Annotated in this window: 25 protein-coding genes; 6 read left to right on the forward strand and 19 right to left on the reverse strand. The window is 67.9% G+C overall.

Annotated elements, in window-relative coordinates; translation table 11 throughout:
• Nucleotides 1–271 precede the first annotated feature (271 nt).
• The 7 genes from ACFY93_RS33710 to ACFY93_RS33740 form a co-directional block, all read right to left on the reverse strand.
• On the reverse strand, nucleotides 272–1093 hold the full coding sequence (locus ACFY93_RS33710) for a DUF317 domain-containing protein (protein WP_391365738.1): 822 nt from the start codon (nucleotides 1091–1093) through the stop codon (nucleotides 272–274).
• Nucleotides 1094–1108: 15 nt separating this feature from the next.
• A complete protein-coding gene (locus ACFY93_RS33715; RefSeq protein WP_371565154.1) occupies nucleotides 1109–1399 on the reverse strand; it encodes a hypothetical protein in 291 nt (96 codons plus the stop codon).
• Nucleotides 1400–1507: 108 nt separating this feature from the next.
• Nucleotides 1508–1864 carry a DUF317 domain-containing protein gene (locus ACFY93_RS33720; protein ID WP_391365739.1) on the reverse strand — a complete coding sequence of 119 codons (357 nt, stop codon included), beginning with the start codon at nucleotides 1862–1864 and terminating at the stop codon, nucleotides 1508–1510.
• A 179-nt stretch (nucleotides 1865–2043) separates the two neighbouring features.
• Nucleotides 2044–3057 carry a DUF4238 domain-containing protein gene (locus ACFY93_RS33725; protein WP_391365740.1) on the reverse strand — a complete coding sequence of 338 codons (1014 nt, stop codon included), beginning with the start codon at nucleotides 3055–3057 and terminating at the stop codon, nucleotides 2044–2046.
• Nucleotides 3058–3842: 785 nt separating this feature from the next.
• The gene (locus ACFY93_RS33730; RefSeq protein ID WP_391365741.1) at nucleotides 3843–5057 is read right to left on the reverse strand and encodes an MFS transporter; all 1215 of its coding nucleotides are present in this window, start codon (nucleotides 5055–5057) and stop codon (nucleotides 3843–3845) included.
• Entirely contained in the window at nucleotides 5054–6445 is a 1392-nt protein-coding gene (locus ACFY93_RS33735; protein ID WP_391365742.1) for an NAD(P)-binding domain-containing protein, read from the reverse strand. The genes ACFY93_RS33730 and ACFY93_RS33735 overlap by 4 nt, the downstream gene beginning before the upstream one ends.
• Before the next feature lie 33 nt (nucleotides 6446–6478).
• Nucleotides 6479–6646: a hypothetical protein gene (locus ACFY93_RS33740; protein ID WP_391365743.1), complete on the reverse strand. Its 168-nt coding sequence runs from the start codon at nucleotides 6644–6646 to the stop codon at nucleotides 6479–6481.
• Nucleotides 6647–6719: 73 nt separating this feature from the next.
• Between ACFY93_RS33740 and ACFY93_RS33745 the strand changes: the two genes are divergently transcribed.
• Nucleotides 6720–7085: a metalloregulator ArsR/SmtB family transcription factor gene (locus ACFY93_RS33745; protein ID WP_391365744.1), complete on the forward strand. Its 366-nt coding sequence runs from the start codon at nucleotides 6720–6722 to the stop codon at nucleotides 7083–7085.
• Nucleotides 7086–7113: 28 nt separating this feature from the next.
• On the opposite strand, the gene ACFY93_RS33750 is transcribed toward ACFY93_RS33745, so the two are convergent.
• On the reverse strand, nucleotides 7114–7437 hold the full coding sequence (locus ACFY93_RS33750) for a metalloregulator ArsR/SmtB family transcription factor (RefSeq protein WP_391365745.1): 324 nt from the start codon (nucleotides 7435–7437) through the stop codon (nucleotides 7114–7116).
• A 63-nt stretch (nucleotides 7438–7500) separates the two neighbouring features.
• On the opposite strand from ACFY93_RS33750, the gene ACFY93_RS33755 reads away from it, so the two are divergent.
• Nucleotides 7501–8550 carry an NAD(P)-binding domain-containing protein gene (locus ACFY93_RS33755; RefSeq protein ID WP_391365746.1) on the forward strand — a complete coding sequence of 350 codons (1050 nt, stop codon included), beginning with the start codon at nucleotides 7501–7503 and terminating at the stop codon, nucleotides 8548–8550.
• 14 nt (nucleotides 8551–8564) lie between these two features.
• Here the strand turns inward: ACFY93_RS33755 and ACFY93_RS33760 are convergent, their stop codons facing one another.
• The 4 genes from ACFY93_RS33760 to ACFY93_RS33775 are packed head-to-tail and all read right to left on the reverse strand — an operon-like array spanning nucleotide 8565 to nucleotide 11300.
• Nucleotides 8565–9608, reverse strand: coding sequence for an ArsO family NAD(P)H-dependent flavin-containing monooxygenase (locus ACFY93_RS33760; protein WP_391365764.1), 1044 nt, complete (start codon nucleotides 9606–9608; stop codon nucleotides 8565–8567).
• Nucleotides 9609–9628: 20 nt separating this feature from the next.
• Complete coding sequence (locus ACFY93_RS33765) at nucleotides 9629–9880, reverse strand: DUF2180 family protein (RefSeq protein ID WP_391365747.1); 252 nt, start codon at nucleotides 9878–9880, stop codon at nucleotides 9629–9631.
• Entirely contained in the window at nucleotides 9877–10995 is a 1119-nt protein-coding gene (gene arsB / locus ACFY93_RS33770) for an ACR3 family arsenite efflux transporter (protein WP_391365748.1), read from the reverse strand. Before arsB ends, ACFY93_RS33765 begins: the two co-directional genes overlap by 4 nt.
• Nucleotides 10992–11300 carry a metalloregulator ArsR/SmtB family transcription factor gene (locus ACFY93_RS33775; protein WP_391365749.1) on the reverse strand — a complete coding sequence of 103 codons (309 nt, stop codon included), beginning with the start codon at nucleotides 11298–11300 and terminating at the stop codon, nucleotides 10992–10994. Before ACFY93_RS33775 ends, arsB begins: the two co-directional genes overlap by 4 nt.
• A gap of 74 nt (nucleotides 11301–11374) precedes the next feature.
• On the opposite strand from ACFY93_RS33775, the gene ACFY93_RS33780 reads away from it, so the two are divergent.
• From ACFY93_RS33780 to trxB, 3 genes are read left to right on the forward strand one after another with little or no spacing between them, the layout of a single operon-like run.
• On the forward strand, nucleotides 11375–12007 hold the full coding sequence (locus ACFY93_RS33780; RefSeq protein ID WP_391365750.1) for a three-helix bundle dimerization domain-containing protein: 633 nt from the start codon (nucleotides 11375–11377) through the stop codon (nucleotides 12005–12007).
• Nucleotides 12008–12036: 29 nt separating this feature from the next.
• On the forward strand, nucleotides 12037–12456 hold the full coding sequence (locus ACFY93_RS33785; RefSeq protein ID WP_359983600.1) for an arsenate reductase ArsC: 420 nt from the start codon (nucleotides 12037–12039) through the stop codon (nucleotides 12454–12456).
• A gap of 5 nt (nucleotides 12457–12461) precedes the next feature.
• Nucleotides 12462–13442: a thioredoxin-disulfide reductase gene (gene trxB, locus ACFY93_RS33790; protein ID WP_391365751.1), complete on the forward strand. Its 981-nt coding sequence runs from the start codon at nucleotides 12462–12464 to the stop codon at nucleotides 13440–13442.
• Nucleotides 13443–13665: 223 nt separating this feature from the next.
• Here the strand turns inward: trxB and ACFY93_RS33795 are convergent, their stop codons facing one another.
• Together ACFY93_RS33795 and ACFY93_RS33800 are read right to left on the reverse strand one after the other, a co-directional pair.
• Complete coding sequence (locus tag ACFY93_RS33795; RefSeq protein ID WP_391365752.1) at nucleotides 13666–14202, reverse strand: hypothetical protein; 537 nt, start codon at nucleotides 14200–14202, stop codon at nucleotides 13666–13668.
• A gap of 31 nt (nucleotides 14203–14233) precedes the next feature.
• Nucleotides 14234–15121 carry a PIN domain-containing protein gene (locus ACFY93_RS33800; protein ID WP_391365753.1) on the reverse strand — a complete coding sequence of 296 codons (888 nt, stop codon included), beginning with the start codon at nucleotides 15119–15121 and terminating at the stop codon, nucleotides 14234–14236.
• Nucleotides 15122–15261: 140 nt separating this feature from the next.
• On the opposite strand from ACFY93_RS33800, the gene ACFY93_RS33805 reads away from it, so the two are divergent.
• The gene (locus tag ACFY93_RS33805; protein WP_391365754.1) at nucleotides 15262–16926 is read left to right on the forward strand and encodes an FAD-dependent oxidoreductase; all 1665 of its coding nucleotides are present in this window, start codon (nucleotides 15262–15264) and stop codon (nucleotides 16924–16926) included.
• Nucleotides 16927–16943: 17 nt separating this feature from the next.
• Here the strand turns inward: ACFY93_RS33805 and ACFY93_RS33810 are convergent, their stop codons facing one another.
• From ACFY93_RS33810 to ACFY93_RS33830, 5 genes are all read right to left on the reverse strand, one after another.
• Nucleotides 16944–17435: a hypothetical protein gene (locus ACFY93_RS33810; protein WP_391365755.1), complete on the reverse strand. Its 492-nt coding sequence runs from the start codon at nucleotides 17433–17435 to the stop codon at nucleotides 16944–16946.
• A 366-nt stretch (nucleotides 17436–17801) separates the two neighbouring features.
• Complete coding sequence (locus ACFY93_RS33815) at nucleotides 17802–18290, reverse strand: hypothetical protein (protein WP_381056127.1); 489 nt, start codon at nucleotides 18288–18290, stop codon at nucleotides 17802–17804.
• 29 nt (nucleotides 18291–18319) lie between these two features.
• Complete coding sequence (locus tag ACFY93_RS33820) at nucleotides 18320–19192, reverse strand: DUF317 domain-containing protein (RefSeq protein ID WP_391365756.1); 873 nt, start codon at nucleotides 19190–19192, stop codon at nucleotides 18320–18322.
• A complete protein-coding gene (locus tag ACFY93_RS33825) occupies nucleotides 19189–20418 on the reverse strand; it encodes an ATP-grasp domain-containing protein (RefSeq protein WP_391365757.1) in 1230 nt (409 codons plus the stop codon). The genes ACFY93_RS33820 and ACFY93_RS33825 overlap by 4 nt, the downstream gene beginning before the upstream one ends.
• A 52-nt stretch (nucleotides 20419–20470) precedes the next feature.
• Entirely contained in the window at nucleotides 20471–20773 is a 303-nt protein-coding gene (locus ACFY93_RS33830) for a hypothetical protein (protein ID WP_327720343.1), read from the reverse strand.
• Nucleotides 20774–20783 lie beyond the last annotated feature (10 nt).

Genomic DNA, 20783 nt, shown 5'->3' on the forward strand with positions numbered 1-20783 from the left:
GAGACGACACTCGGGCACTCGCCCTGCCCGCTCCCAGCCCAGAACACGAAAACGGTCCACCGACTCCGTCGGCGGACCGTCACGCAAGATCGAGGTTAAGGCGGCGCCGGGGCTGGGGTGCATTGCCGCATCCTGCTTCGTTCCATCAACAGGCGGCAATTCTTCCTGGCATCGAAGACCGAACGGCCACTTCACCCGAGAAACAAGAAAGTCCGACACCCCCAACTGGGAGGGTGCCGGACTGCGATCGTCGAGAGTTGTACGCGGGACGTTAGATGGCCGGCGCGCGCAGGAGGCGCTCCTGCGTGGCCTCGGGCAGTACCCGCCGCAGGACCGGTGCGGTCGAGCTGAGGGAGGCGGCGAAAGCGGCGACGAGATCGTGCGGGACGCTGGCGGCGAACGATGCCGCCCACAGACACGGTGCACCGAGCGCGGGCTCGGCCCACGCCTGCCATCCGGCCGGTCCCGTCTCCTCGTCCTCGGCGGACAGGGCCCGCGGGTCAGCGTCCTGGATGAGGGGCGGAACGTCGCCGAGGCTGATGTGCGAGGTGAACGTCGGGTCCGTCGCCGCCGCCTGGGGTTGGTCGATGTCGCGGAACCATCCGTGGGTGGCGACTGCGTCAAGGACCAGATCGGATCCGGCGAACGGCACGGCAGGCTGATCGCTTGCGTCGAGCGCGACGAGGAAGTCGACCACTGCCTCGCCGGGGACGTCACGGGTGAAGTAGGCCGACCACTGGGCGAGCGGGCTGCTTGCCTCGGCTCGGGCGGAGATCTGCCAGGCGATCGGCAGCTCACCCAGGTGGAACGGCTCGTCCGCCAGGCCCCACTGGGCCCAGCGCAAGGCGTCGGGGCTGATGTGCAGGACGGTGCTGCGCAGGACCTGGCGGTCCTCCGGCGCCTCGTCCGGCTCGTGCCGTCCGCGGACGATCGTCAGGCTCGTCCAACCCAGGCCGGCGAGCGCGTCGGCGACGACGTCGTAGAGGCGTCCATCGTCACCGGCCAGGTGCCGGGGGCCGACCCAGAACGCGGGTTGGCCGCCGCGCGGGGTGGACGAGTCGGGCGGGAAGTCGGGGTACAGGGGCGCCTCCAAGGGCTCGGTGCGGGTCTAGTTGCCGCCGGCGCGACGGCGGGGGCGGCGCGGGGGCGCCTGGACGGGGCCCTGCCACGTCAGCTCGACGGCGACCTCCGGCGGAAGGTGGCCGAGCTGTGCGTCCTCGTCACGCCCTTCGGCGAGGTAGACGACGGTCCGGCCGGTCTCGTCGACCGACTGCAGGACCTGCGCCAAGCGGTGTGCCATCGGGAAGAACGGGTTCATGGCCTGGCGGACCGGAGCACTCCGGTCACAGCCGGACAACAGGTCAATGAGATCGCCGACGGTCATCTCCGGGGACGTCACGAACAGCCTCCTGGGGTGCGAGGAAAACAGGGCAGTGGAACGGGACGGGCCAGCCTTCGGTACGGCCAGCGCTCACAGTGCGGGCATTACGTGTCGGTGTCCGCGCTGTCAGAGGCAGCGTGAGGTCTCCAGCACACGCGCTACGGTCGCGGCGACGATGTCGGCCGGCGTCTCGGTGTCGAACGACAGGTGGTAGCCGCGGACCTTGGCGGTGCCGGTGACGGCAATCTTCCATCCCTCGCCATCCGTACCGGGGCGGCCGAGCGGGAACCATCCGAGGTAGAACCGGCCGTCCTTGGAGCTGACGTGCACGTCCGCGCGATCATCGACGATCAGGTGAAAGTCCTCGGCGGAGAACTGGTCCATGACCAGGGTCGGCTGCTGACCGGGGCCGAGCTGCCACTCTCGCGGTCGCAGGGCTTCGACGGTGGTGGAGAAACCGGGGCGCGCAGGGGCTACGGTCACGGGCAATCACCTCTCTGACCTGGGGTTTCTTGCAAGGTCGTCTACGTTGACATGCCCTCTCGCCCGTTGGCCAGTCTTTCCGCGATCTTTCCTGTCTGCCCCCGGCGAACTGTCCGTTGACAGCGAAGTTAGTTGCTGTGTCAGTAAACGCAGTCGCCTCACGTGTCCGGGTCGCCAGCTCACGCGTCACAAAGCGGTTCGGGCGGAATGAAGTCCTCCAAATTTTGGCTAATCCGCATCTCGTTTGTCCGTCTAGAGGGCAACTCCACCCCGACCAGAGGCGTGTCGTCCGGATGATGGAAGACCGCGGATCGCGCGCTGAACGCGAATCGCTGATTGAAGTCCTGGGCGAGTGCCGCAGTCGGCGATCCCGTGCGGTCCGGAGCTCCGGGAGCCGACATCAGCAGCACCACCTGCCTGCCGAGGGGAATCGCGACCCCAGCGGCCGTTGCCAGACCCACGCCTATCCAGTGCGGTGTCCGAGGGTCACGTATGAGAGTCACGGGATGGTCCGACGTGATCAACTTTCTGCGCTTGAAGCGGTACATCACCCAACCGCGCTGCATCAGGACGTCAGCTGCCGCCGGGATGCCGCTGGCCATGCTCGCCATGTGGTGCACGACTGGGGGCTTCACGGTGTAGCTGGAGAAGTCGGTCTTCTCGGCCCACTTCTGCTCAACCTCTTCGCCAGAGACCGGTCCGCCAGACTCCGCTTCGAGCCGTTCGCGCAGTTCCTGCTTTCCCTCGATCGCCAACGTGATCTTCGTCAGGTGGTCGAACACCTCGTTGGCAGCCTGCCTCCTAGCCGGGACCCGCAAGAACTGTGCAGCGACCCAGTCCGTCATCGTCTTTCGTTCGGCTGCTGGCAGCGGCCAGCAGTCTTCATCGACCACCATTCGGAGCACGTGGGCCGCTTCCCCCTCCAGCTTGGAGAGCGCGATCTCGACAGAGTCGTCCAGCTGTCCGGTGTCATCGGGGAACGAGTAGAAGTCGTTGCATACTGCAACGTCCTTTATGCCGCACGGGCGGGGAGCTTGCTCGATGCCGATGGGGACGCGCATGATCCGCTCATCCGCGTCGGCGAATCGCTTCAAATAAAACCGGGGCACAGTGTGATGGCGTCGGCTCGACGGTCGTCGCCTGTCTGACTCTCCCATGGTCCGAAGGTACGTCTCTCCTGCTCGGACATGCATCACGTGCCTTGCAGGCTTGCACGGCTGCTATCAGCAAGTTCAATCGCAGGTGCGGCCGACGTCCCGCTGCACTGCGACTGGGTTGGCTGACACAGCGACTAACTTCGCTGACAACGGACACGAACTGTCCGTTGACATCGAACCCAGTCGTTTTGCTGTCGAACCGAGTCGCACCGCATCCGGCGTGCCCAGAACCACGAAACGAAGGAAGGCCGACGGCAAGCCCTCGGCCCTCTGGTCAGCTACCCCACAGCACGGCAATCCCCGCAGATCATCAGCTGCCGAGAGTCCCCATGCACGTCATGCACCGGCTCGTCGCCCGCAGCTGCGCGTTCCCCCCAGTGGCAACGGCTGGGCTGCCTTCGCTGATACGGTCCCAGTCTCCGGGGGACGGATCGAGAATCCAACCCCACTTCGGGGGCCGCACCTCGTCTTCTGCCAGTGATCGCAGGCGCCTGGAACGTGCGCCTTACCACTCTGTTTAATCAAGATGGCGTTGCCGGGGAACCGCCGCCACTCCTGCCGAACACTCCCTGTCTCCGGGTACGCCTTGGGCACGCTGCCATCAGGAGGGCAGGGGCACCCCATGCCGATCCACAACATGACGGGGTTACCGCAGGGGCGGGAGGCAGACGGCGCCAAACGCGGCACACCGAGCGAGCCCGCCTGAAGCCACGAGGGCACAGTGACTACAACACCCCAACTACACGATGGTGTTGGGTCTGTTGCGTGGTTGACCCTTCTTAGGCCCCTGGCTGGACACGCTCGTGCGGCGCTCAGGGTCGTCATCGCGGTGCGGATCCCACGGCGGTGGCGGCGCCGAGGGCGGACAGCACGGCCAGGACGGCGAACAGCGCGGGATATCCGCCCAGGGGCACGGCCAGAGCAGCGCCTGCGAAGGGGGCCAGTGCTGCAACTGCCGTGGTGGGGGCGGCAAGCAGGCCGGACAGACGCCCGTAGTGGGCGGTGCCCCAGCGGTCGGTGATGGCGGTGGCCTGGAGAAGGGTGAGGTTGCCACGGACCGTGCCAGCCGCGACCGAGAGGGCGATCAGCAGTCCATACGGTCCGGAGACGAACGCCAGGGCGGCCGTGGTGACGCCGCCGAGCGCGATCAGGACCGTGGTGCGCGCGGTCACATCGGTGTGGCGTGCGAGCGTCGCGTACAGGGTGCGGCCGAGGGTCTGCCCGGCGCCGCCAAGTCCGAGGGCCCAGGCGGCCTGGGTGGTGGTGAAGCCGCGCTCGAGCAGGAGCGGAACCAGGGCGACGACGACGGCGTACGTGGCGAACGAGGAGAGGGTGAGGGCGGCGGCGAGGAGCCGGAACGGCCTGCTGCCAGCGACTGTTGCGGCGCTGTCGCCCGCGTGGTCGGGTGCGGGTGGGGCCTGGGGCCAGGGCGCCTTCAGGGCGAAGGCGTGGGCCGGGATGGTGAGGGCGGCCAGGATCGCGGCGAGTACCAGGTATGTGGCGCGCCAGGACAGGTGGTCGGCGAGCGCGGCGGTCAAGGGCGCGAAGACGGTGGAGGCCAGGCCGCCGGCCAGGGTGACGACGGTGAGGGCGCGGATGTGGTCGGGGGCCCACCAGCGGGTGAGTGCGGCGAAGGCGGGCTGGTAGAAGGTGGCCGACATCGCGAGCCCTGCCAGCAGCCAACCGGCGAAGAACACCGGCAGGTTGGGGGCGGCAGCCACGAGGAGGATGCTCAGCACGCCGAGAACCGATCCGGCGGTCATCACGGTGCGCGGGCCGTGGCGGTCGATGATCCGGCCGACGCGTATCCCGGCGATGGCGGAGACGAGCAGCGCGCCGGAGAACGCGGCCGTGGTGGCCCCTGCCGGCCAGCCGGCGTCGACAGTGATCTGTGGGTTCAGCACGGGGAAGGCGTAGTAGACGATGCCCCAGCTGGTGATCTGTGTCGCGCACAACGCCGGGAGGACGGCGCGGGGCCGCGACCGGTCCCCGGTTCCGGTCGCGGCCCCGCGCTCAGGGGTGTTGAGGCTGGTCACGAGCCGCAGCAGCCGCCCGCCTGCGGATCCCCAGGGCCCTCTGCGGCCGCGGCGCCGACACCGATCTGCACGAGCGCGGGCGCCGCAGCGGGAGCGCAGCAGCCGCCGCCGTCGGCCTGCCCGGCGGCAGGGTCGTCGAACAGCCCGGCGCCGCCGCACACCCCCGTCTCCGGAAGGGTGAGTTCGACGCGGTCGGCGGACTCAAGGTCGCCTGCGATGGCGGCGGTGACGGAGCGGACCTGCTCATAGCCGGTCATCGCCAAGAAGGTCGGGGCGCGGCCGTAGGACTTCATGCCGACCAGGTACACACCCTGTTCCGGATGGGACAGCTCGCGGTGGCCGTGCGGATAGACGGTGCCGCAGGAATGCTGGTTGGGATCGATCAGCGGGGCAAGCTCGACGGGGGCCTGGAGCCGCTCGTCCAGGCCGAGGCGGACCTCGGACAGGAAGGACAGGTCGGGCCGGAGCCCGGTCAGCACGATGACCTCGTCCACGGGGTCGAGGCGACGGCCGTCCTCACCGGCCAGGACCAGTCGGCCTTCGCCGTCGCGCTCGATGGCCTCGGTGCGGAATCCGGTGACCGCGTCCGCGTATCCCTTGTCGACAGCCGCCTTCGCCGCGAGCCCGAGAGCGCCGCGGGCGGGCAACTGGTCGGCTTCGCCGCCGCCAAACGTGGAGCCGGAGATCCCCCGGCGCAGGATCCACACCGCATGCGTGCCCGGCTCGTCCTGGGCGACGTCGGCGAGAGTCGCCAGCGCGGTGAACGCCGAGGCGCCCGAGCCGATCACGGCAGTGCGCTTGCCGGCGTACCGGGCCCGGATGGCCGGGTCCTTGAAGTCGGGCACGCGGTAGGTGATGCGGTCGGCGGCGGCCTTCTCTCCGAGGGCAGCAAGGCCACTGGCGCCGGCGGGGCTCGGGGTGGTCCAGGTGCCGGAGGCGTCGATGACGGCCCGGGCGAAAACGCGCTCCTCGCCCTCGGCAGTAGTGAAGTGGACGACGAAGGGCTGGGCTTCGCGGTCGGCGTCGACGAGGCGGTCGCGTCCGGTGCGGGAGACCCCAGTGACGGTGGCGCCCACGCGAACGCGGTCGCCGAGGACGTCAGCGAGGGGCTGAAGGTAGAGCTCGGCCCAGTCCCCGCCGGACGGGTAGGTGGCTGCGTCGGGCTTGGTCCAGCCGGTGGGGGCGAGCAGCTTCTCCGCGGCCGGGTCGGTCAGCTCGCCCCAGGTGGAGAACAGCCGCACGTGGGACCACTCGCGCACCGCAGAGGCGGCGGCCGGCCCCGCCTCCAGGACCAAGGGCTCGATGCCGCGCTCGACAAGGTGCGCGGCTGCGGCCAGGCCGGCGGGGCCGGCTCCGATGACGACGACGGGGAGCTGCTGCTCGCTCATGGTGGTCGATCTCCCTGAGTGGTTGGGGCGGAATCAGCGGGCGATGGAGAGTGCGGACTGGGTGCGCCGCTGGTGGGCCATGGCCCGGCAGGAGGCGTCACAGACCTGTGCGCAGCCGTCGCAGAAGCTGACGCCGGCCAGGTGACGGGAGGTGCGGCGGGCCCGGGCGACGGTGAAAGCGGTACGGATCCGAGTGGTCACGACGACTCCTTGTTTCGATGCCTGTCGATGTCTCGACCTTGCCACCCGCATCGACGAGTGTCAACATAGACGCATGTCGAAGTCAGAGGTTGTCGAGCTTCCCGTCCTGGACACCGGGGCGGCGGTGCCGTGCTGCCCGCCGATCACCGCAGGGGAACTGTCGCAGGCCGACGCGGAGAAGATGGCCGCGATGTTCAAGGCGCTGTCCGATCCGGTGCGGCTGCGCCTGTTCTCCAAGGTCGCCTCATACGCGGGCGGCGAGGCATGCGTCTGCGACATCTCCGACGTCGGCGTGTCCCAGCCGACCGTCTCCCACCACCTGAAGAAGCTGCGCGAAGCCGGACTGCTCACCTCCGAGCGGCGCGGAACCTGGGTCTACTACCAGGTCGCCCCGTCCGTGGTCGCCGCGATGTCCGCCATGCTCGACCTGCGTACCTGACCGGTCACGCGTCACCTGGCGCTACTGGTCAGGCGCAGCCCGGCGGGCAGCAGCGCGCCAGGTACTCATGAAGCGCGCCCAGTCGCTCCGCCATGCTCGCGCCGTCGGCGCGGTAGAAGACCTGCTTGCCCTCCTTGCGGGAGAGGACCAGGCCGCCGCGGCGCAGCAGGCTGAGGTGTTCTGAGGCGGTCGACGGCTTCAGCGCGCACCGCTCGGCAATCTCGCCGACGGTCAGTTCAACGCCGCCGGCGAACTGCTGCATCACCTTCTGCCGGGTCTCGCTCGCCAGGGCCTTGAGGAAGTCGGCCGTCGCCGCATCCACCGCGAACCCGCCCTCGTCGGCTGCGTTCACTGCCCCGCCCAACATTTCGTTACTTCCCGAAACAACGACTCGTCATGAAGGGCCCACGATCTCATGGAACACGCCGACCTCCTCGTCATCGGCGCCGGGCAGTCCGGCCTGGCCACCGCCGCTCTCGCCTCGCGTCACGGCTTCGCCCGCACCCTGATTCTGGAGGCCGATGAGGCGCCGGGCGGGGCGTGGCCGCGCTACTACGACAGCCTCACCCTGTTCTCCCCGGCCCGATACTCCTCGCTGCCCGGGATGCGTTTCCCCGGCGACGGGGACCGGTACCCGACGCGGGACGAGGTGGTGGACTACCTGCGCGCCTACGCCCGCCGACTCACTGCGGACCTCCATACCTCCACGACTGTCTCCTCGGTCACCCGCCAGGGGGGCGCCTGGTCGGCGCGTGCCCAGGATGGCCGCGACTTCACAGCGCGGGCGGTTATCGCCGCGACCGGCGACTACGGCACCCCGTACATCCCGGACCTGTCCGGGCAGGCGGAGTTCACCGGCCGGGTGCTCCATGCCGCCGACTACCGCACCCCGGGAGCATTCGCCGGGCAGCGGGTCGTGGTCGTCGGCGGCGGCAACTCCGCGATCCAGATCGCCGCCGAACTCGGAGCCGTGGCGGACACCACGCTGGCCACCCGCCGCCCCATCAACTGGATGACACAGCGTCCACTCGGCAAGGACCTGCACTGGTGGCTCAAGCACACCGGCCTGGACATCGCCCCCATCCGGCGCCTGCTGGAAAAAGCGCCGGTCTCGGTCCTGGACGACGGCCGCTACCGCACCGCCCTGCACAAACACGATGTCGACCAGCGAGGGATGTTCACCCGCTTCACGCCTGATGGGGTCGTGTGGGCCGATGGCACGAAGGAGGCGGTCGACGCGGTGGTCCTCGCGACCGGCTACCGCCTCGCATTCCCCTACCTGGCCAGCAGCGGCGCCCTGGACGCTGACGGCCGACCCCTGCACCGCGGCGGCATCGCCACGACCGTGCGCGGTCTCGGATTCGTCGGCATGGAGTTCCAGCGCAGCTTCTCCTCCAAGACCCTGCGAGGAGTCGGCCGCGATATCGACCATGTCCTGTCCCGGATGCGCCGCCAGGCCGCATAGACCAGCGTCCGCAGTCAGGACAGGAGCGCAGCGATCTCGGCAGCGGCTTCTCGGGCCGGGCGTCCGACGCCGATCAGTGTGGCCGAAGCGGGGCCGGTCCAGTCGCCGTAGCCGAGCAGGTGCAGCCGCGGCTCGCCGATCGCGCGCGTGCCCTTGGTGGCGATGTGCCCGCGGGATCCGCGCAGGCCCAGCGGGGCCAGGTGGGACAGGGCGGGCCGAAATCCCGTGCACCAGATCACTGCGTCCGCGAGAGCAGACGTGCCGTCGGCCCACACCAGCCCGTCAGGGGTGAGGCGCTCGAACATCGGCTGGGCCTTCAGCAGTCCGGCGTCCCGGGCGGCGCGGACCGGCGGCACCGCGACGATGTCACCGAGCGAGGCCACACCGCCGGTGTCGGCCGTGCCATCGTCCAGGGCGCGGCGGCGGGCGGTCGCGGCGTCGAACAGGGCGCGGCCGTCGATGTCGTCGGCCAGATATCGGGGCGGGCGCTGGGTGACCCAGGTCAGGTCGACGCCGTCGTGGGCGGCGAGGTCGGCGGCGATCTGCGCGCCGGAGTTCCCGCCGCCGACCACCACGACGCGCTGCCCGGCGAAGTCGGCCGGGTGCCGGTAGCCGGTGGTGTGCAGCTGACGGCCGGCGAACACCTCCCGGCCCGGGACGGCGGGCAGGAAGGGGCGCCACCATGTGCCGGTCGCCGACACGACCGCCCCCGCCGACCAGACGCCTGCATCTGTCTCCACCCGCAGCCGCCCGCCGTCGGGCCGTACGGCGCTCACCCGGACCGGACGTTGCACGGGCAGGTCGTAGCGCTGCTCGTAGTCGGCCAGGTAGTCGACGACGTGAGAGGCGTCCGGGTACTCCTCGCCCATCTGGGCGGGCATGAGCCGGCCGGGCAGCGAGGAGAAAGCGGCCGGGGAGAACAGGTGCAGGGTGTCCCAGGTGTGCCGCCAGGCCCCGCCCGGCGCGGCCTGGGCGTCGAGGATGACGAAGTCGAGCTTCTTGCGGCGCAGGTGGTAGCCGGCGGCGAGCCCGGCCTGCCCGCCGCCGATCACCACCACCTGAGCGTGCCGGCTGCTTGTCACGGTGTCCGGACGAACTGCGCGGACTGCGGGCAGCACGCGGCGTTTGCCTGATGGGCCGCCGCGCAGGGCCCGCACATCAAGCGCCGTACAGGCGGCTCGATGGCCACCGTGCGGTACAAGGGCTTGGTGCAGGTCAGGTGCTGCTCGCTGATCTGTGAGTGCTGCGCGCACACGGCAGCACCGCACTGGACGCAGACGCCATGCGCCAGTGTCTGGTCTCCCGCGCCGTGACAGTCCAGGCAGTTCACTGGGCTCCCTTCACCGGCTGGCTGATGTCAGTGGTGAACTTGCGGCGCCAGGCGAGCGCGACGTAGACCAGGCCGATCAGGACGGGCACCTCGATGAGCGGGCCGACGACACCGGACAGGGCCTGGCCGGAGGTGACGCCGAAGGTGGCGATGGCGACCGCGATGGCCAGCTCGAAGTTGTTGCCCGCCGCGGTGAACGCCAGCGTCGCCGTGCGGTCGTAGGCCAGGCCGAGGCCCTTGCCGAGCAGGAAGGTGCCGAAGAACATGACCGCGAAGTACACCAGCAGCGGCAGCGCGATCCGGGCGACGTCCAGCGGCTGCGAGGTGATCGTCTTTCCCTGCAGGGCGAAGAGGATGACGATCGTGAACAGCAGCCCGTACAGCGCCCACGGCCCGATCTTCGGCAGGAACCTGGACTCGTAGGACTCGCGGCCCATCTTCTGCTCACCGATCCGGCGGGTGAGGAAGCCGGCCAGGAGCGGGATGCCGAGGAAGATGACGACGTTCAGGGCGATCTCCCACATGGAGATGTCCAGGTGCTCGCCGTCGCCCAGGCCCAGCCAGCCGGGCAGCAGGTCCAGGTACAGCCAGCCCAGCAGGCCGAACGCGATCACCTGGAAGACGGAGTTCAGCGCGACCAGGACGGCGGCCGCCTCGCGGTCGCCGCACGCGAGATCGTTCCAGATGATGACCATCGCGATGCAGCGGGCCAGGCCGACGATGATCAGGCCGGTGCGGTACTCGGGCAGGTCCGGCAGGAAGATCCACGCCAGCGCGAACATCACCGCCGGTCCGACGATCCAGTTGATGACCAGCGAGGAGACCATCAGCTTCTTGTCGCCGGTGACGGAATCCAGCTTGTCGTAGCGGACCTTGGCCAGCACCGGATACATCATGATCAGCAGGCCGAGCGCGATCGGCAGGGAGATCCCGCCGATCTCGATCTTCGCCAGCGCGTCGTTCATTCCCGGGATGAGGCGGCCCAGGCCCAGGCCGACGGCCATGGCGAGCAGGATCCACACCGCGAGGTAGCGGTCGAGGGTGGAGAGCTTCTTGACGATCGAGTCGTCCCCGCCGGTGTCTGTCGACGCGGCGGTGGGCTCGGTGGAGGTCACGGGCAGGCCCTCTTGTTCTCGGCGGCGGTACGGGCGGAGGCGGCCAGCGTGGCGAACTGCTCGGAGAGCCCGGCCAGGACGTCGGGCTTGAGCTTGAAGTAGGTGAACCGGCCACACGGCTCGGTGTCCACCAGTCCGGCCTCGCGCAGCACCTTCATGTGGTTGGACAGGTTGGTCTGCTTGGCTCCGGTCTCCTCCACCAGGTGCGTCATGCAGAGCGTTTCGCGCGCCAGCAGGGTCACGATTTTCAGGCGGAGCGGATCGCCCAACACCCGGATCACATCAGGATCGACTGAAGTCAGCATGCCCTGATACTGTCACATCACCACGCGCTGATACCAGCACGGGCTGACTTATTGGGCGCGTCGAAGGAGTTCCCGTGTCCGCCTCCTCCCTACCCCTGCTGCCCGACCAGCGCCTGGCCGCCGGAGTCGCCCGCCTCGCCGCCCGGCACGCTGGCCGCTTCTCCGCGGAGACCGTCCAGGCGCTGCTCACCGACTCCTATAGCCTGCTGGCCGCCACCGCGCAGGTGCGCACGCACCTGGTCGTGCTGGCCGAACGCTTCACCGCGGAACGCCTTGATGCTCTCGCCCACGTCCAGGGCGGCCCCGGCAGCGGGCTGCCGCGTGTGCTGTTCGTCTGCAGCCACAACGCGGGCCGCTCACAGCTCGCCGCCGCCCTCCTCGCCCGCCGCGCCGCGGGCCGGGTCACCGTCTCTTCGGCCGGCACGCACCCCGTGGCTGAGGTGGAGCCGTTCATCGCGCAGGTCCTCACCGAGGCCGGCGTCGACGCCGCCGGGGCGTTTCCCAAGCCGCTGACCGACGAGGTCGTGCGGGCTGCCGACATCGTCATCACCATGGGCTGCGGCGACGCCTGTCCCATCGTGCCCGGCCGCCGCTACCTGGACTGGCCCGTCGCCGACCCCGACGGCGCCCCGCTCGCCGCCGTGCGTGACATCCGGGACGCTATCGACGCCCACATCACCGACCTTCTGTCCTCCCTGCCCGCCTGAACCACCCGCTGATCCTGAAGGAAGAATCCATGTCCACCGCCCCGCTCGCCTCCGTGCTCTTCGTCTGCGTCCACAACGCGGGCCGCTCACAGATGGCCGCCGGATTCCTCACCCACCTCGCGGGCGACCGGATCGAGGTCCGCTCCGCCGGCTCGATCCCGGGCGACCAGGTCAACCCGGCCGCCGTCGAGGCGATGAAGGAAGTCGGCGTCGACATCGCCGACGCCAAGCCGAAGATCCTCACCACCGAGGCCGTCCAGGCATCCGACTACGTCATCACCATGGGCTGCGGCGACGCCTGCCCGATCTTCCCCGGCAAGAAGTACCTCGACTGGGCCCTCGAGGACCCGGCGGGCAAGGGTGTCGAGTCGGTGCGCCCGATCCGCGACGAGATCAAGACCCGTATCGAGGCCCTGATCGCCGAGATCGACGCCAAGCAGGAGGCGTGAACAGCGTGAGCGGTACGACCACCGACGGCGTGCGGGACGTCGTCATCATCGGCTCCGGCCCGGCCGGATACACCGCCGCCCTCTACACCGCCCGCGCCGAACTCAAGCCGCTCGTCTTCGGCGGCGCCATCTTCGTCGGCGGCGCGCTCACGACAACTACCGAGGTCGAGAACTTTCCCGGCTTCCCCGAAGGCATCGACGGCCCGGTCCTCATGGAGAACATGCGCGCCCAGGCGGAGCGCTTCGGAGCCGAGATGGTCGACGACGACATCGTCGAAGTCGACCTGACAGGCGACATCAAGACCGTCACCGACACGGCGGGCACCGTGCACCGGGCGAAGGCCGTCATCGTCGCCACCGGGTCCGGGTACCGCAAGCTGGGCCTTCCCAAGGAGGACGAACTGTCCGGCCGGGGCGTGTCCTGGTGCGCGACCTGTGACGGGTTCTTCTTCCGGGACCGCGACATCGTCGTGGTCGGCGGCGGCGACACCGCGATGGAGGAGGCCACCTTCCTCACCCGCTTCGCCCGCTCCGTGACCGTCGTCCACCGGCGCTCCACTCTGCGCGCCTCCCAGGTCATGCAGAACCGCGCCTTCGCCGACGACAAGATCTCCTTCGCCTTCGACAGCGAGATCGCCGAGATCAAGGACCAGGACGGCAAGCTCGCCGGGGTCGTACTGCGCGACGTCCTCACCGGCGCCACACGCGACCTGGACGTGACGGGCCTGTTCATCGCGATCGGTCACGACCCTCGCACCGAACTGTTCAAGGGCCAGCTGGACCTGGACGGACAGGGCTACCTGGCGGTCGACGCGCCGTCGACACGTACCAACCTGCCCGGCGTCTTCGCCGCCGGCGACGTCGTCGACCACACCTACCGCCAGGCCATCACCGCCGCCGCCAGCGGCTGCCAAGCCGCCCTGGACGCCGAACGCCACCTCGCGGCACTCAACGACGAACACAGCCTCACCGCAGTCCCCGCGTAAAGCGAAGAACTGATCAACACCTACGAGACCAACCCAGAGCACAGAGAGACCCCGGGCCGTAGATGCTCGGGGTCTCGTGCTGTCCCACCACGCGGGCGAGGGCCGCTCTCTCGGTGCGGGTCAGCGCCGTTCGACGGCCTGTCCCCCGGTGGCCGCCCTGTTGCGCGCGGGCTTGTCTTCGTTCCTCTTCTCCGTGCCCACAAGAGCCGGGTTGGCGAGGGAGTCAGTGAGGCTGGGCGGGGGCGGAGGAGGTGGGGGCGGGTTCCCCTGGTTCTGTGCGTTTGTCATGGCCGTCAGTGTGCAGCACGAGACTGACAGTCGAGAGGAAGCTCCCGGCAGCGACAGCGGCCAGCGTGACCGTCCAGCGTCTCGCCTTCCGCTGGTGCAGGGCATCGTTCTTCTCGAACATGACCACCCGCGTTCCGGCGAGAGCCCCCAGCGTCGCGCCCTTCGTCGAGCGGGCGTAGGTGTCCAGCACATCCCGCGGCTTGATGTCCTCGTACTCGGCAAGGTTGAAAACCGAAATGCCGAAGCCGATGGCAACCGCGTAAGCCGTAAAGGCTGCGGTGCCGGTGAACGGCTCGAAGTTCCGGGAGGCCAGGAACTGGGCGGCTGTGGCCGCGAATCCCACCAGGAAGACCGCCTTGGTGTCTACCTTCGCGCCCGACTCCGACTGCCGCGCCAGACGGGCCGCGAGTTCGCTGTTGATCAGCTCCAGGGTCTGTTCCTGATCCTCAAGCTCTTGCGGCGTCAACGTCATGTCCTGAGCGTATGAAACGCGGAGCGTCCGTTCATGGTGCCTCGACGAACGGCAGTCCGACTGCGGCGAGTTTCGTCTGGAGGTTGATGTCGTTACTGGCCACGTAGACACAAGAGCCGGGGTGCCGGGACTGCAGAAGCAGTGTGGAAGCCACCAGGCGGTCATCGGGCACGTCCAGGTCCAGCCAGTTTGGCAGTCCGTCGCCCTTGGGCTCGATGTGCTCGAAAACGGCGTGCACATCACCGGCGACGCGGACGCCGCGCCGCACGTCACCGTTGGTCCGCAGTCCCTTCAGACGGCGGTCCGCCTTCTTCGCCGCCTCTCGGATATCGGGGCTACGTCCGGCACGCTTGTGATCGTCCAGTTCCCGCAGGACAGCGGGCATCAGGTGAACCATGTACCGCTTCCCCAGCAGCGGCGTGTAGATCGCGACGTCGGGGTCATCCAGCAGCACGTTCGTGTCGACCACCAAACGCACCGCCCAGGAATCAGGGGGCAGCAGCTCGCCCAGCTGCCGGAGCGTGGTCACTGCGTCGCGCACCCGGCCGGTGGCCTGGTGAATGGTGGCTGGCACCGTTCTGTCGCGAGGGCGCTCAAGCCAGCGCCGCAGCAGCTCAAGGTTCTCCTCAAGACGCTTGGTGACCTCGGGCGTCGGATGCGGGAACAGCAGCCGGAACAGTGGCTCCCAGTCCCGCACGCGCCCCAACAGCTCCATTCGTCGCGCCTCGAGTTCGGGGCCGCTGGGCACCCATCCCCAATTCGGAGCGCCGATGTACATCGCGTAGGTGCGTCCGCGATTGGGGTCGGTGTTCCGGATCTGCGAGTCCGCGAGGATCTGCACGAAGTCCGCTTCGATCAAGTCCAAGTCCGACCACAGGCGATCCAGATAGGTCGCTGGGGCTGCTGGTGTGGAGGCCATCTGCCGATGATGTCGCATGCCTCTGACAGCTCGGACCAGTCGGCCTCCGTACTGCCCGCGTCCGGCGATGCGGGCCGCCCGAGCAGGGCGCTCTCCTCGGCGTTGAGCAGGCCGGTGCCGAGGGGTGGCCGAAGCCGGAGGTGACCGACTCGACCGGCTTGCCGTCGCCGGGAGCCGTCGCCCACAACTGGTCGCGGAAGACAACACCGTTGTTGCAACCCTCCCGCCATCGCCAACCGCTTCAACTGGGCTGCTACACCGACAACAAGCAGCTGCCGGTCAAGGGATGGCAGGATAAAGAAGGCGTTGCGGCCTCGGTCGAGGTGCACCCGGTAGAACGTGATGGACCCAACGAGGGCATCCTCGACCGTGCGCGGCGAGGCGTCGGCGGCCACGTCCTCACTGGGGCTGTCCAGCTCGTGCCCCGCGGCGCGGGTGCGTCGGCGGTGCAGGACGGCCACATTCCAGCGCTCCAGCGTGTCGGCCTGCGGGGCATCCCCCGCTTGCGAAGCCTTAGGCGACACGGTGAACTGGAATTGACCGTTTCGCCCCTAATCCGCCGCACTACGGAGCGCCGAATGTGGTATCACGACGTCGGCATAATCGGAGGGGGATGCGCTGGCCTCTTCCTGGCAAGAGAGTTGGCCGCACGAAACTGCGACTGTATCGTAATCGAAAAAGATCCTGCAGCAGGTCACGCATCCACACGAAATCAAGGGTGGCTGCAAAGTGGATCTTTCTATGCGGCGGCAAACGATCCAGTTGCAGCGCAAGGATGCCGCGAGGGGTACAAGTATATTACACAGACCTATCTCGAGGCCATCCAACACGAGACGGAAAGCTACTGCCTATTCAGGAGTCAACAGGGCCTCGCGGAGACCCTAGAGCGCTGCCAAAGGGAAAACATCCCAATTAACGCGATGACGGACAATGAGATCCAGCAGCTTCAGGATTCGAACCCCATACTTCGCGGGACCCCATTGGATTATGTGGCTAAGTCAGAAGACCGGCCGTTTGACACTCGCCACTTGCTGCAGATTATCGCAAATGAGATTGCCTCGTATGGGGTGCAGCAAATAAAGACCGCAAGCATAGATGACATAGTTGCCACTCGAAGAAATGACCGGTGGCAGATCAATCCAGGCGACGGCGCCAGCATAGGGTGCAAGGCTTTAATATTGGCTTGCGGGCCATACATACCGCAGCTACTTCAGTCGATTGCCCCCCAGATTTCACCAGGCATTCGAATTACAAAGACACCGGTGTTGATACTCAAAGGCGATCAAGTCTGCAGGCCGGCGATCATGATGCCGCTGGAACCAGGCGGGCCAAACATCGTTCCGTTTAAGCCTTTTGAAGATATCGCCGGAGTAAGCGTCTGCCTGTCTCGGACCGACTATCCCATAGACCGTGCTAACAACTACTCGCTGCCCCCGAGGACGCTTGAAGCATTCGCCGCGTCGCTAGAGTCTCACCTCCCGGGCCTTCTAGAGGTAATTCAAGCAGAACGAAAGACAGTCGAAGCACATTTCTACATGTGCCAGAAAGTAAAGGGTGAATCGCGTGCACCCTTGACCGAGTACCACGAAGTGCAGAAGCTCGGGATTTTTTACCCCGGAAAATTCACCTCGTCCCCAATTACGGCGAGGCGCTTCGCAAAAGACCTATACAACCGGCTCGGCAAGACCTCAACTGCGAGTTCTCGCAGAACGCCTCTCCGGGTGGCACGACAGTGCTACTACGACAAATCAAGTCACAGGCTTGAGGCGGTCGATGGACGACTAAGATTCCGACGGTTGCGGTGAGGCGAGAACGTGAACGTCTACCAGGGATCTCGAGACGTGGCGCACTCCCGGAATAGGTAGTAATCCTCGAGCGCCGACACAATATGGCCCTTGAGTTCCTGAAAGCCGATCAGGCGAGAGTCGCAACCCCCTGCAGAAAGACCACTGTCGAACTGCAGCAGACTCAGCGGATCATCTGCCACTACTGAAGTGGCATCATCAATACCCTTCCGCACTTCCCCTGAAATCGGAAACTCTTCCGTAGATACTTCGACAGCTTGTGAACGGCCAGGAATGTAGGACGCGAGCGCGTAACGGAAAGCGCATACCAATCCGTCACCCATACCCGCCTCTGGGTTCAGTCCGCTTTCCGGCAGCCAAGAAAATCTTCTCCTGTAATTGTAGGCAGTAATAAATCGGGCTAGTGCACCGCTGCTTGATTCGGATGCGACTACTGCGCGAAGAGCTTCATCCACGGCCGTCACGAACTCTTTAGGCGCAGAAGGTTTTTCGTATCCCAGTCTGGACATCGATACGCCCCTTGATCTGCGGTGCGGCGGCATACAACTCCTTCTCACGGTAAGCGGCGAAAACTCATCCTGCAGATTCTGTAACGAAGCGTGTTTACTCGAATACCGAGGTGCACACCCTGGCTAAACTACGCGGGCACTGAAATACCGAACAAGGCATGAACACCGTAACGACGCACACACCCCCGCCTGTCACCGATGAAGCACGTTGAGTGACGCCCGGGTCTATGGCCTCGCGATCGGTGATCGATGCAGCGTCTCCCGGCGGTCATTGACCACCCGTGCACAAATAACGGCGACAGCAGCAGCGGATCGGATGAAACGTGCATGCACGAAGAAGAGGACTCCTTGATCGGTCGGGGGAGGTCAGCGGGTGCGGCCGACGACTGGGGTAGCCGGCTGGGTGGGAGTGCTGCGCGGGGTACGGCCAGCCGCGCGCCTGGGCCTGGACGCGGCCCAGGCGCCGGGGAACCAGACGGCGGTGTACTGCTCGATGGCGTCGCGCAGCCCAGTGGTCACGGCCCCGTCCCACGGCGGGCGGCCGGGGCGGTGATAGGTGTCGAAGGTGCCGTACTGCTTGGTGTTCGGCCGGGTATTGGTGGCTTCATCGCGGCGGTGGAAGGTCCCGTGGTCCACGAAGCTGAGCGCCACCGCGTCGATCTCGCCGCGTTCCGGGTGAACGACGGCGACACGCAGCCCTCCGTAGGTGTCCGCGTGGATGGTGCGGGTGAAGTCGATCCGCATCCGCAGCGGTGCATCGGGGATCGGGACAGCGAAGTAGGTGTTGCCAACAACGGTGTGGTCGTGGAAGGGAAGGCACAGCTCGGCGAAGAACTCGGCGGCTTGCAGGGACAAGAGAGGCTCCGGTCGAGGTCTGGCTGGTCCTACAGGCGCGGGCCGGGCAGGGCCGGTCGGCTGGTGGTGCTCCAGCGCGGGACGCTGGCCGCGGGCAGCGCAGCCGGACGGCGGGAGGAGACGGCCCGCTGCACGTCGAGCGGAGTGGGAGCCGACGGGCCCGGCGGGAGGATCGGGGTGAGCTGGGCCATCCCCTTGATGTAGCTGGAGGTCAACTCGCGCCACCGGGGCAGGGGAGCCGGATCGGCGACGCACTCGGTGACGGCGGTGAGCAGGGCGACCGGGGTGTCGGTGCTGGCCGTGGCGTACCAGACGGGCCGGTCGATGGACTTGCCCGCCCACAGCTGCCAGCGCGCGTCGCGCGTGGTCAGTTCGGCTTCCGGATCGAGGTCGCCGGTGGTGAACTCCATGCCGGCGAGCCCATCCGGGGCCTGGACCGCGAAGACGCCCCAGCGCGGACGGTCGATCTCCCAACCCTGCTTCAGAAGCGGCACGACCGCGAGGAAGGGATCGTGCTCGTCGATGCCGGAGACCGGACGAGCAAGGTAAGCATCCGGCCCCTGCTCGTACGCCGTGGCCAGCATTGTGGTGAACGCCTGGACAAACTCGGTGGGAACGCGGTCGTTAAAGCAGACGCCCCACGCCGGCGGTCCGAAGGAGTCCTTGTAGGCGTTGATGCGCCAGAGCCCGTCGTCCTCGCCTTCGGGCAGGTAGCCCAGGCGCACGCGCCGGTCGGGAGCGCTCACGTACACGTTGGAGTCCTCGTCGTACCGCAGGTCCCAGCCGAGGTCGAGCAACGGGGCGAGGGCGGGGTCGCCGGTTCCGGTGGTGGAGGCGAGGTGGCGCGGGGAGACGTAGACGTCGCCGTCGATCTCGTGGTGCGAATCGGGCTGTGAGTTCATCGGTCTGCCCTCGTGGTGACGGTGATCTCGTCGGCGGCGGTGTCGAGGCGTTCGGTGACCTCGGCGGTGGTGCGGCCGGTGACGATGTAGAACCCGGCCCGGGCGGTGAACAGGTCGCCCTCGGGCGACAGGACGAGCTCGTCGCCGATCTCGCGGATCCACTGCACCTGGCGCAGCCAGGGGGTGTGGGCGGCGAAGGGCTGGTTGATGTGCCGGGCGGTCAGGGTGCCGGAGGTATCCGGGTAGAGCATGCGGATGCCCGCGGCCCCGCTGCGAGTCGGGGTGAGGTCCGGCGCTCGGCCGCAGGCGAGGTCGGCGGCGGCCCGGGGCAGGTCTATGCCGGTGGCCAGACGGACAAGGTGGCCGATCATGTCGCCGCCGATCCTGGCATTGACCTCGATCAACCGCGGCCGACCGTCCACCAGGCGCAGCTCGACGTGCTGCACACCGTCGGTGATCCCCAGGGCCTTGACCGCAGCAGCGGCGGCCGGGGCGACCTGGGCCAGGAGCGGGTCGGCGGCATCGACGGTGTGCCCGGCCTCGTCGAAGTACGGCGCGGGGCCCAGGTGCTTGCGGGTCACGGCAACCGCCGTGGTCGCTCCGCGGTGGGTGACGCATTCGACCGAGAATTCCGGCCCGTCAAGGTACTCCTCGACCAGGACGCCGGTGTCCTCGCGACTGCGGCTCGCACCGGCCGAGGCGAACGCGAACGCGGCGGGCAGTTCTTCGGGCCGGTCGACGCGGATCACTCCGATGCTGCCCGCGAAGGCCGCGGGCTTGATGACCGCCGGCAGGCCGAGGGTCATCGTCGCCAGGCCGGCCTCCAGTAGAGTCCGCGCCCTCATCGAGGCGGCCGAGGGCACCCCATGGCGGGCGAACAGAGCCCGGGCGGTGGCCTTGTTGCGACAGGCCCGCATCACCTCGACGGACGTCGAGGACAGACCGAGCGCGCGGGCGAGACGGGCGGTGGAGACGAGGTGCCACTCGTCCCAGGTGACCACGCCGGCAAGGTCATGGTGCTCGGCCAGCGCCCGGCCGCCGGCGAGCACCGCTGCGGGGTCGCTCAGATCGACCACGGTGTGGTCGACGATGAACGGCTTCTCCCACGACGGCTCGGTGCCGGTGAGCAGGACGACGTCGTACGCGGCGGCCACCTGCTCCAGGCAGTAGCCGCGGTAGGTCTCGTCGCCAGGAGAAACGACGAGCACGAGAGGACGAGCGGACAAGAAGAGGTTCTCCGTATCGGTGGACGGCGGGACGAGGCAAGAGAGGGGTGTCTCAGGCGGCACGGCGGCGGCGCAGCTCGAACGCCGCAGCCCAGTGAGGGTGTTCGCTGATCAGGCGGCGGGCGTAGAGGGCGGTGTAGTTGTTGTTCAGTCCGGCGACCCCATGAGGGAGCTGGCGGCGCAGGTCCTCGAACAGGTCCTTCAAGCTGACCCGGGTTGCGCCGGCGGCCAGGCGGCGAGCGGCCATGCGTTCCAGGGCCCGGTAGACGTACGGGTTGTGGGCGTCGAAGGCGTGGAACTGCTCGGTGATGGTGCGACCAGTCGCGCGGTGCGATCCAAGGGCGGCAATGGACATGAAGTTCTCC

The sequence above is a fragment of the Streptomyces sp. NPDC008313 genome, from assembly GCF_042956125.1.
GTDB lineage: Bacteria > Actinomycetota > Actinomycetes > Streptomycetales > Streptomycetaceae > Streptomyces.

Bases quoted from the DNA above. Each gene is read 5' to 3' on its own strand.
- ACFY93_RS33725 (WP_391365740.1), bottom strand. From the start codon at position 3,057: ATGCATGTCCGAGCAGGAGAGACGTACCTTCGGACCATGGGAGAGTCA.
- ACFY93_RS33735 (WP_391365742.1), bottom strand. From the start codon at position 6,445: ATGAGCGAGCAGCAGCTCCCCGTCGTCGTCATCGGAGCCGGCCCCGCC.
- ACFY93_RS33745 (WP_391365744.1), top strand. From the start codon at position 6,720: ATGTCGAAGTCAGAGGTTGTCGAGCTTCCCGTCCTGGACACCGGGGCG.
- ACFY93_RS33755 (WP_391365746.1), top strand. From the start codon at position 7,501: ATGGAACACGCCGACCTCCTCGTCATCGGCGCCGGGCAGTCCGGCCTG.
- ACFY93_RS33775 (WP_391365749.1), bottom strand. From the start codon at position 11,300: ATGCTGACTTCAGTCGATCCTGATGTGATCCGGGTGTTGGGCGATCCG.
- ACFY93_RS33785 (WP_359983600.1), top strand. From the start codon at position 12,037: ATGTCCACCGCCCCGCTCGCCTCCGTGCTCTTCGTCTGCGTCCACAAC.
- ACFY93_RS33795 (WP_391365752.1), bottom strand. From the start codon at position 14,202: ATGACGTTGACGCCGCAAGAGCTTGAGGATCAGGAACAGACCCTGGAG.
- ACFY93_RS33800 (WP_391365753.1), bottom strand. From the start codon at position 15,121: ATGGCCTCCACACCAGCAGCCCCAGCGACCTATCTGGATCGCCTGTGG.
- ACFY93_RS33810 (WP_391365755.1), bottom strand. From the start codon at position 17,435: ATGTCCAGACTGGGATACGAAAAACCTTCTGCGCCTAAAGAGTTCGTG.
- ACFY93_RS33820 (WP_391365756.1), bottom strand. From the start codon at position 19,192: ATGAACTCACAGCCCGATTCGCACCACGAGATCGACGGCGACGTCTAC.
- ACFY93_RS33830 (WP_327720343.1), bottom strand. From the start codon at position 20,773: ATGTCCATTGCCGCCCTTGGATCGCACCGCGCGACTGGTCGCACCATC.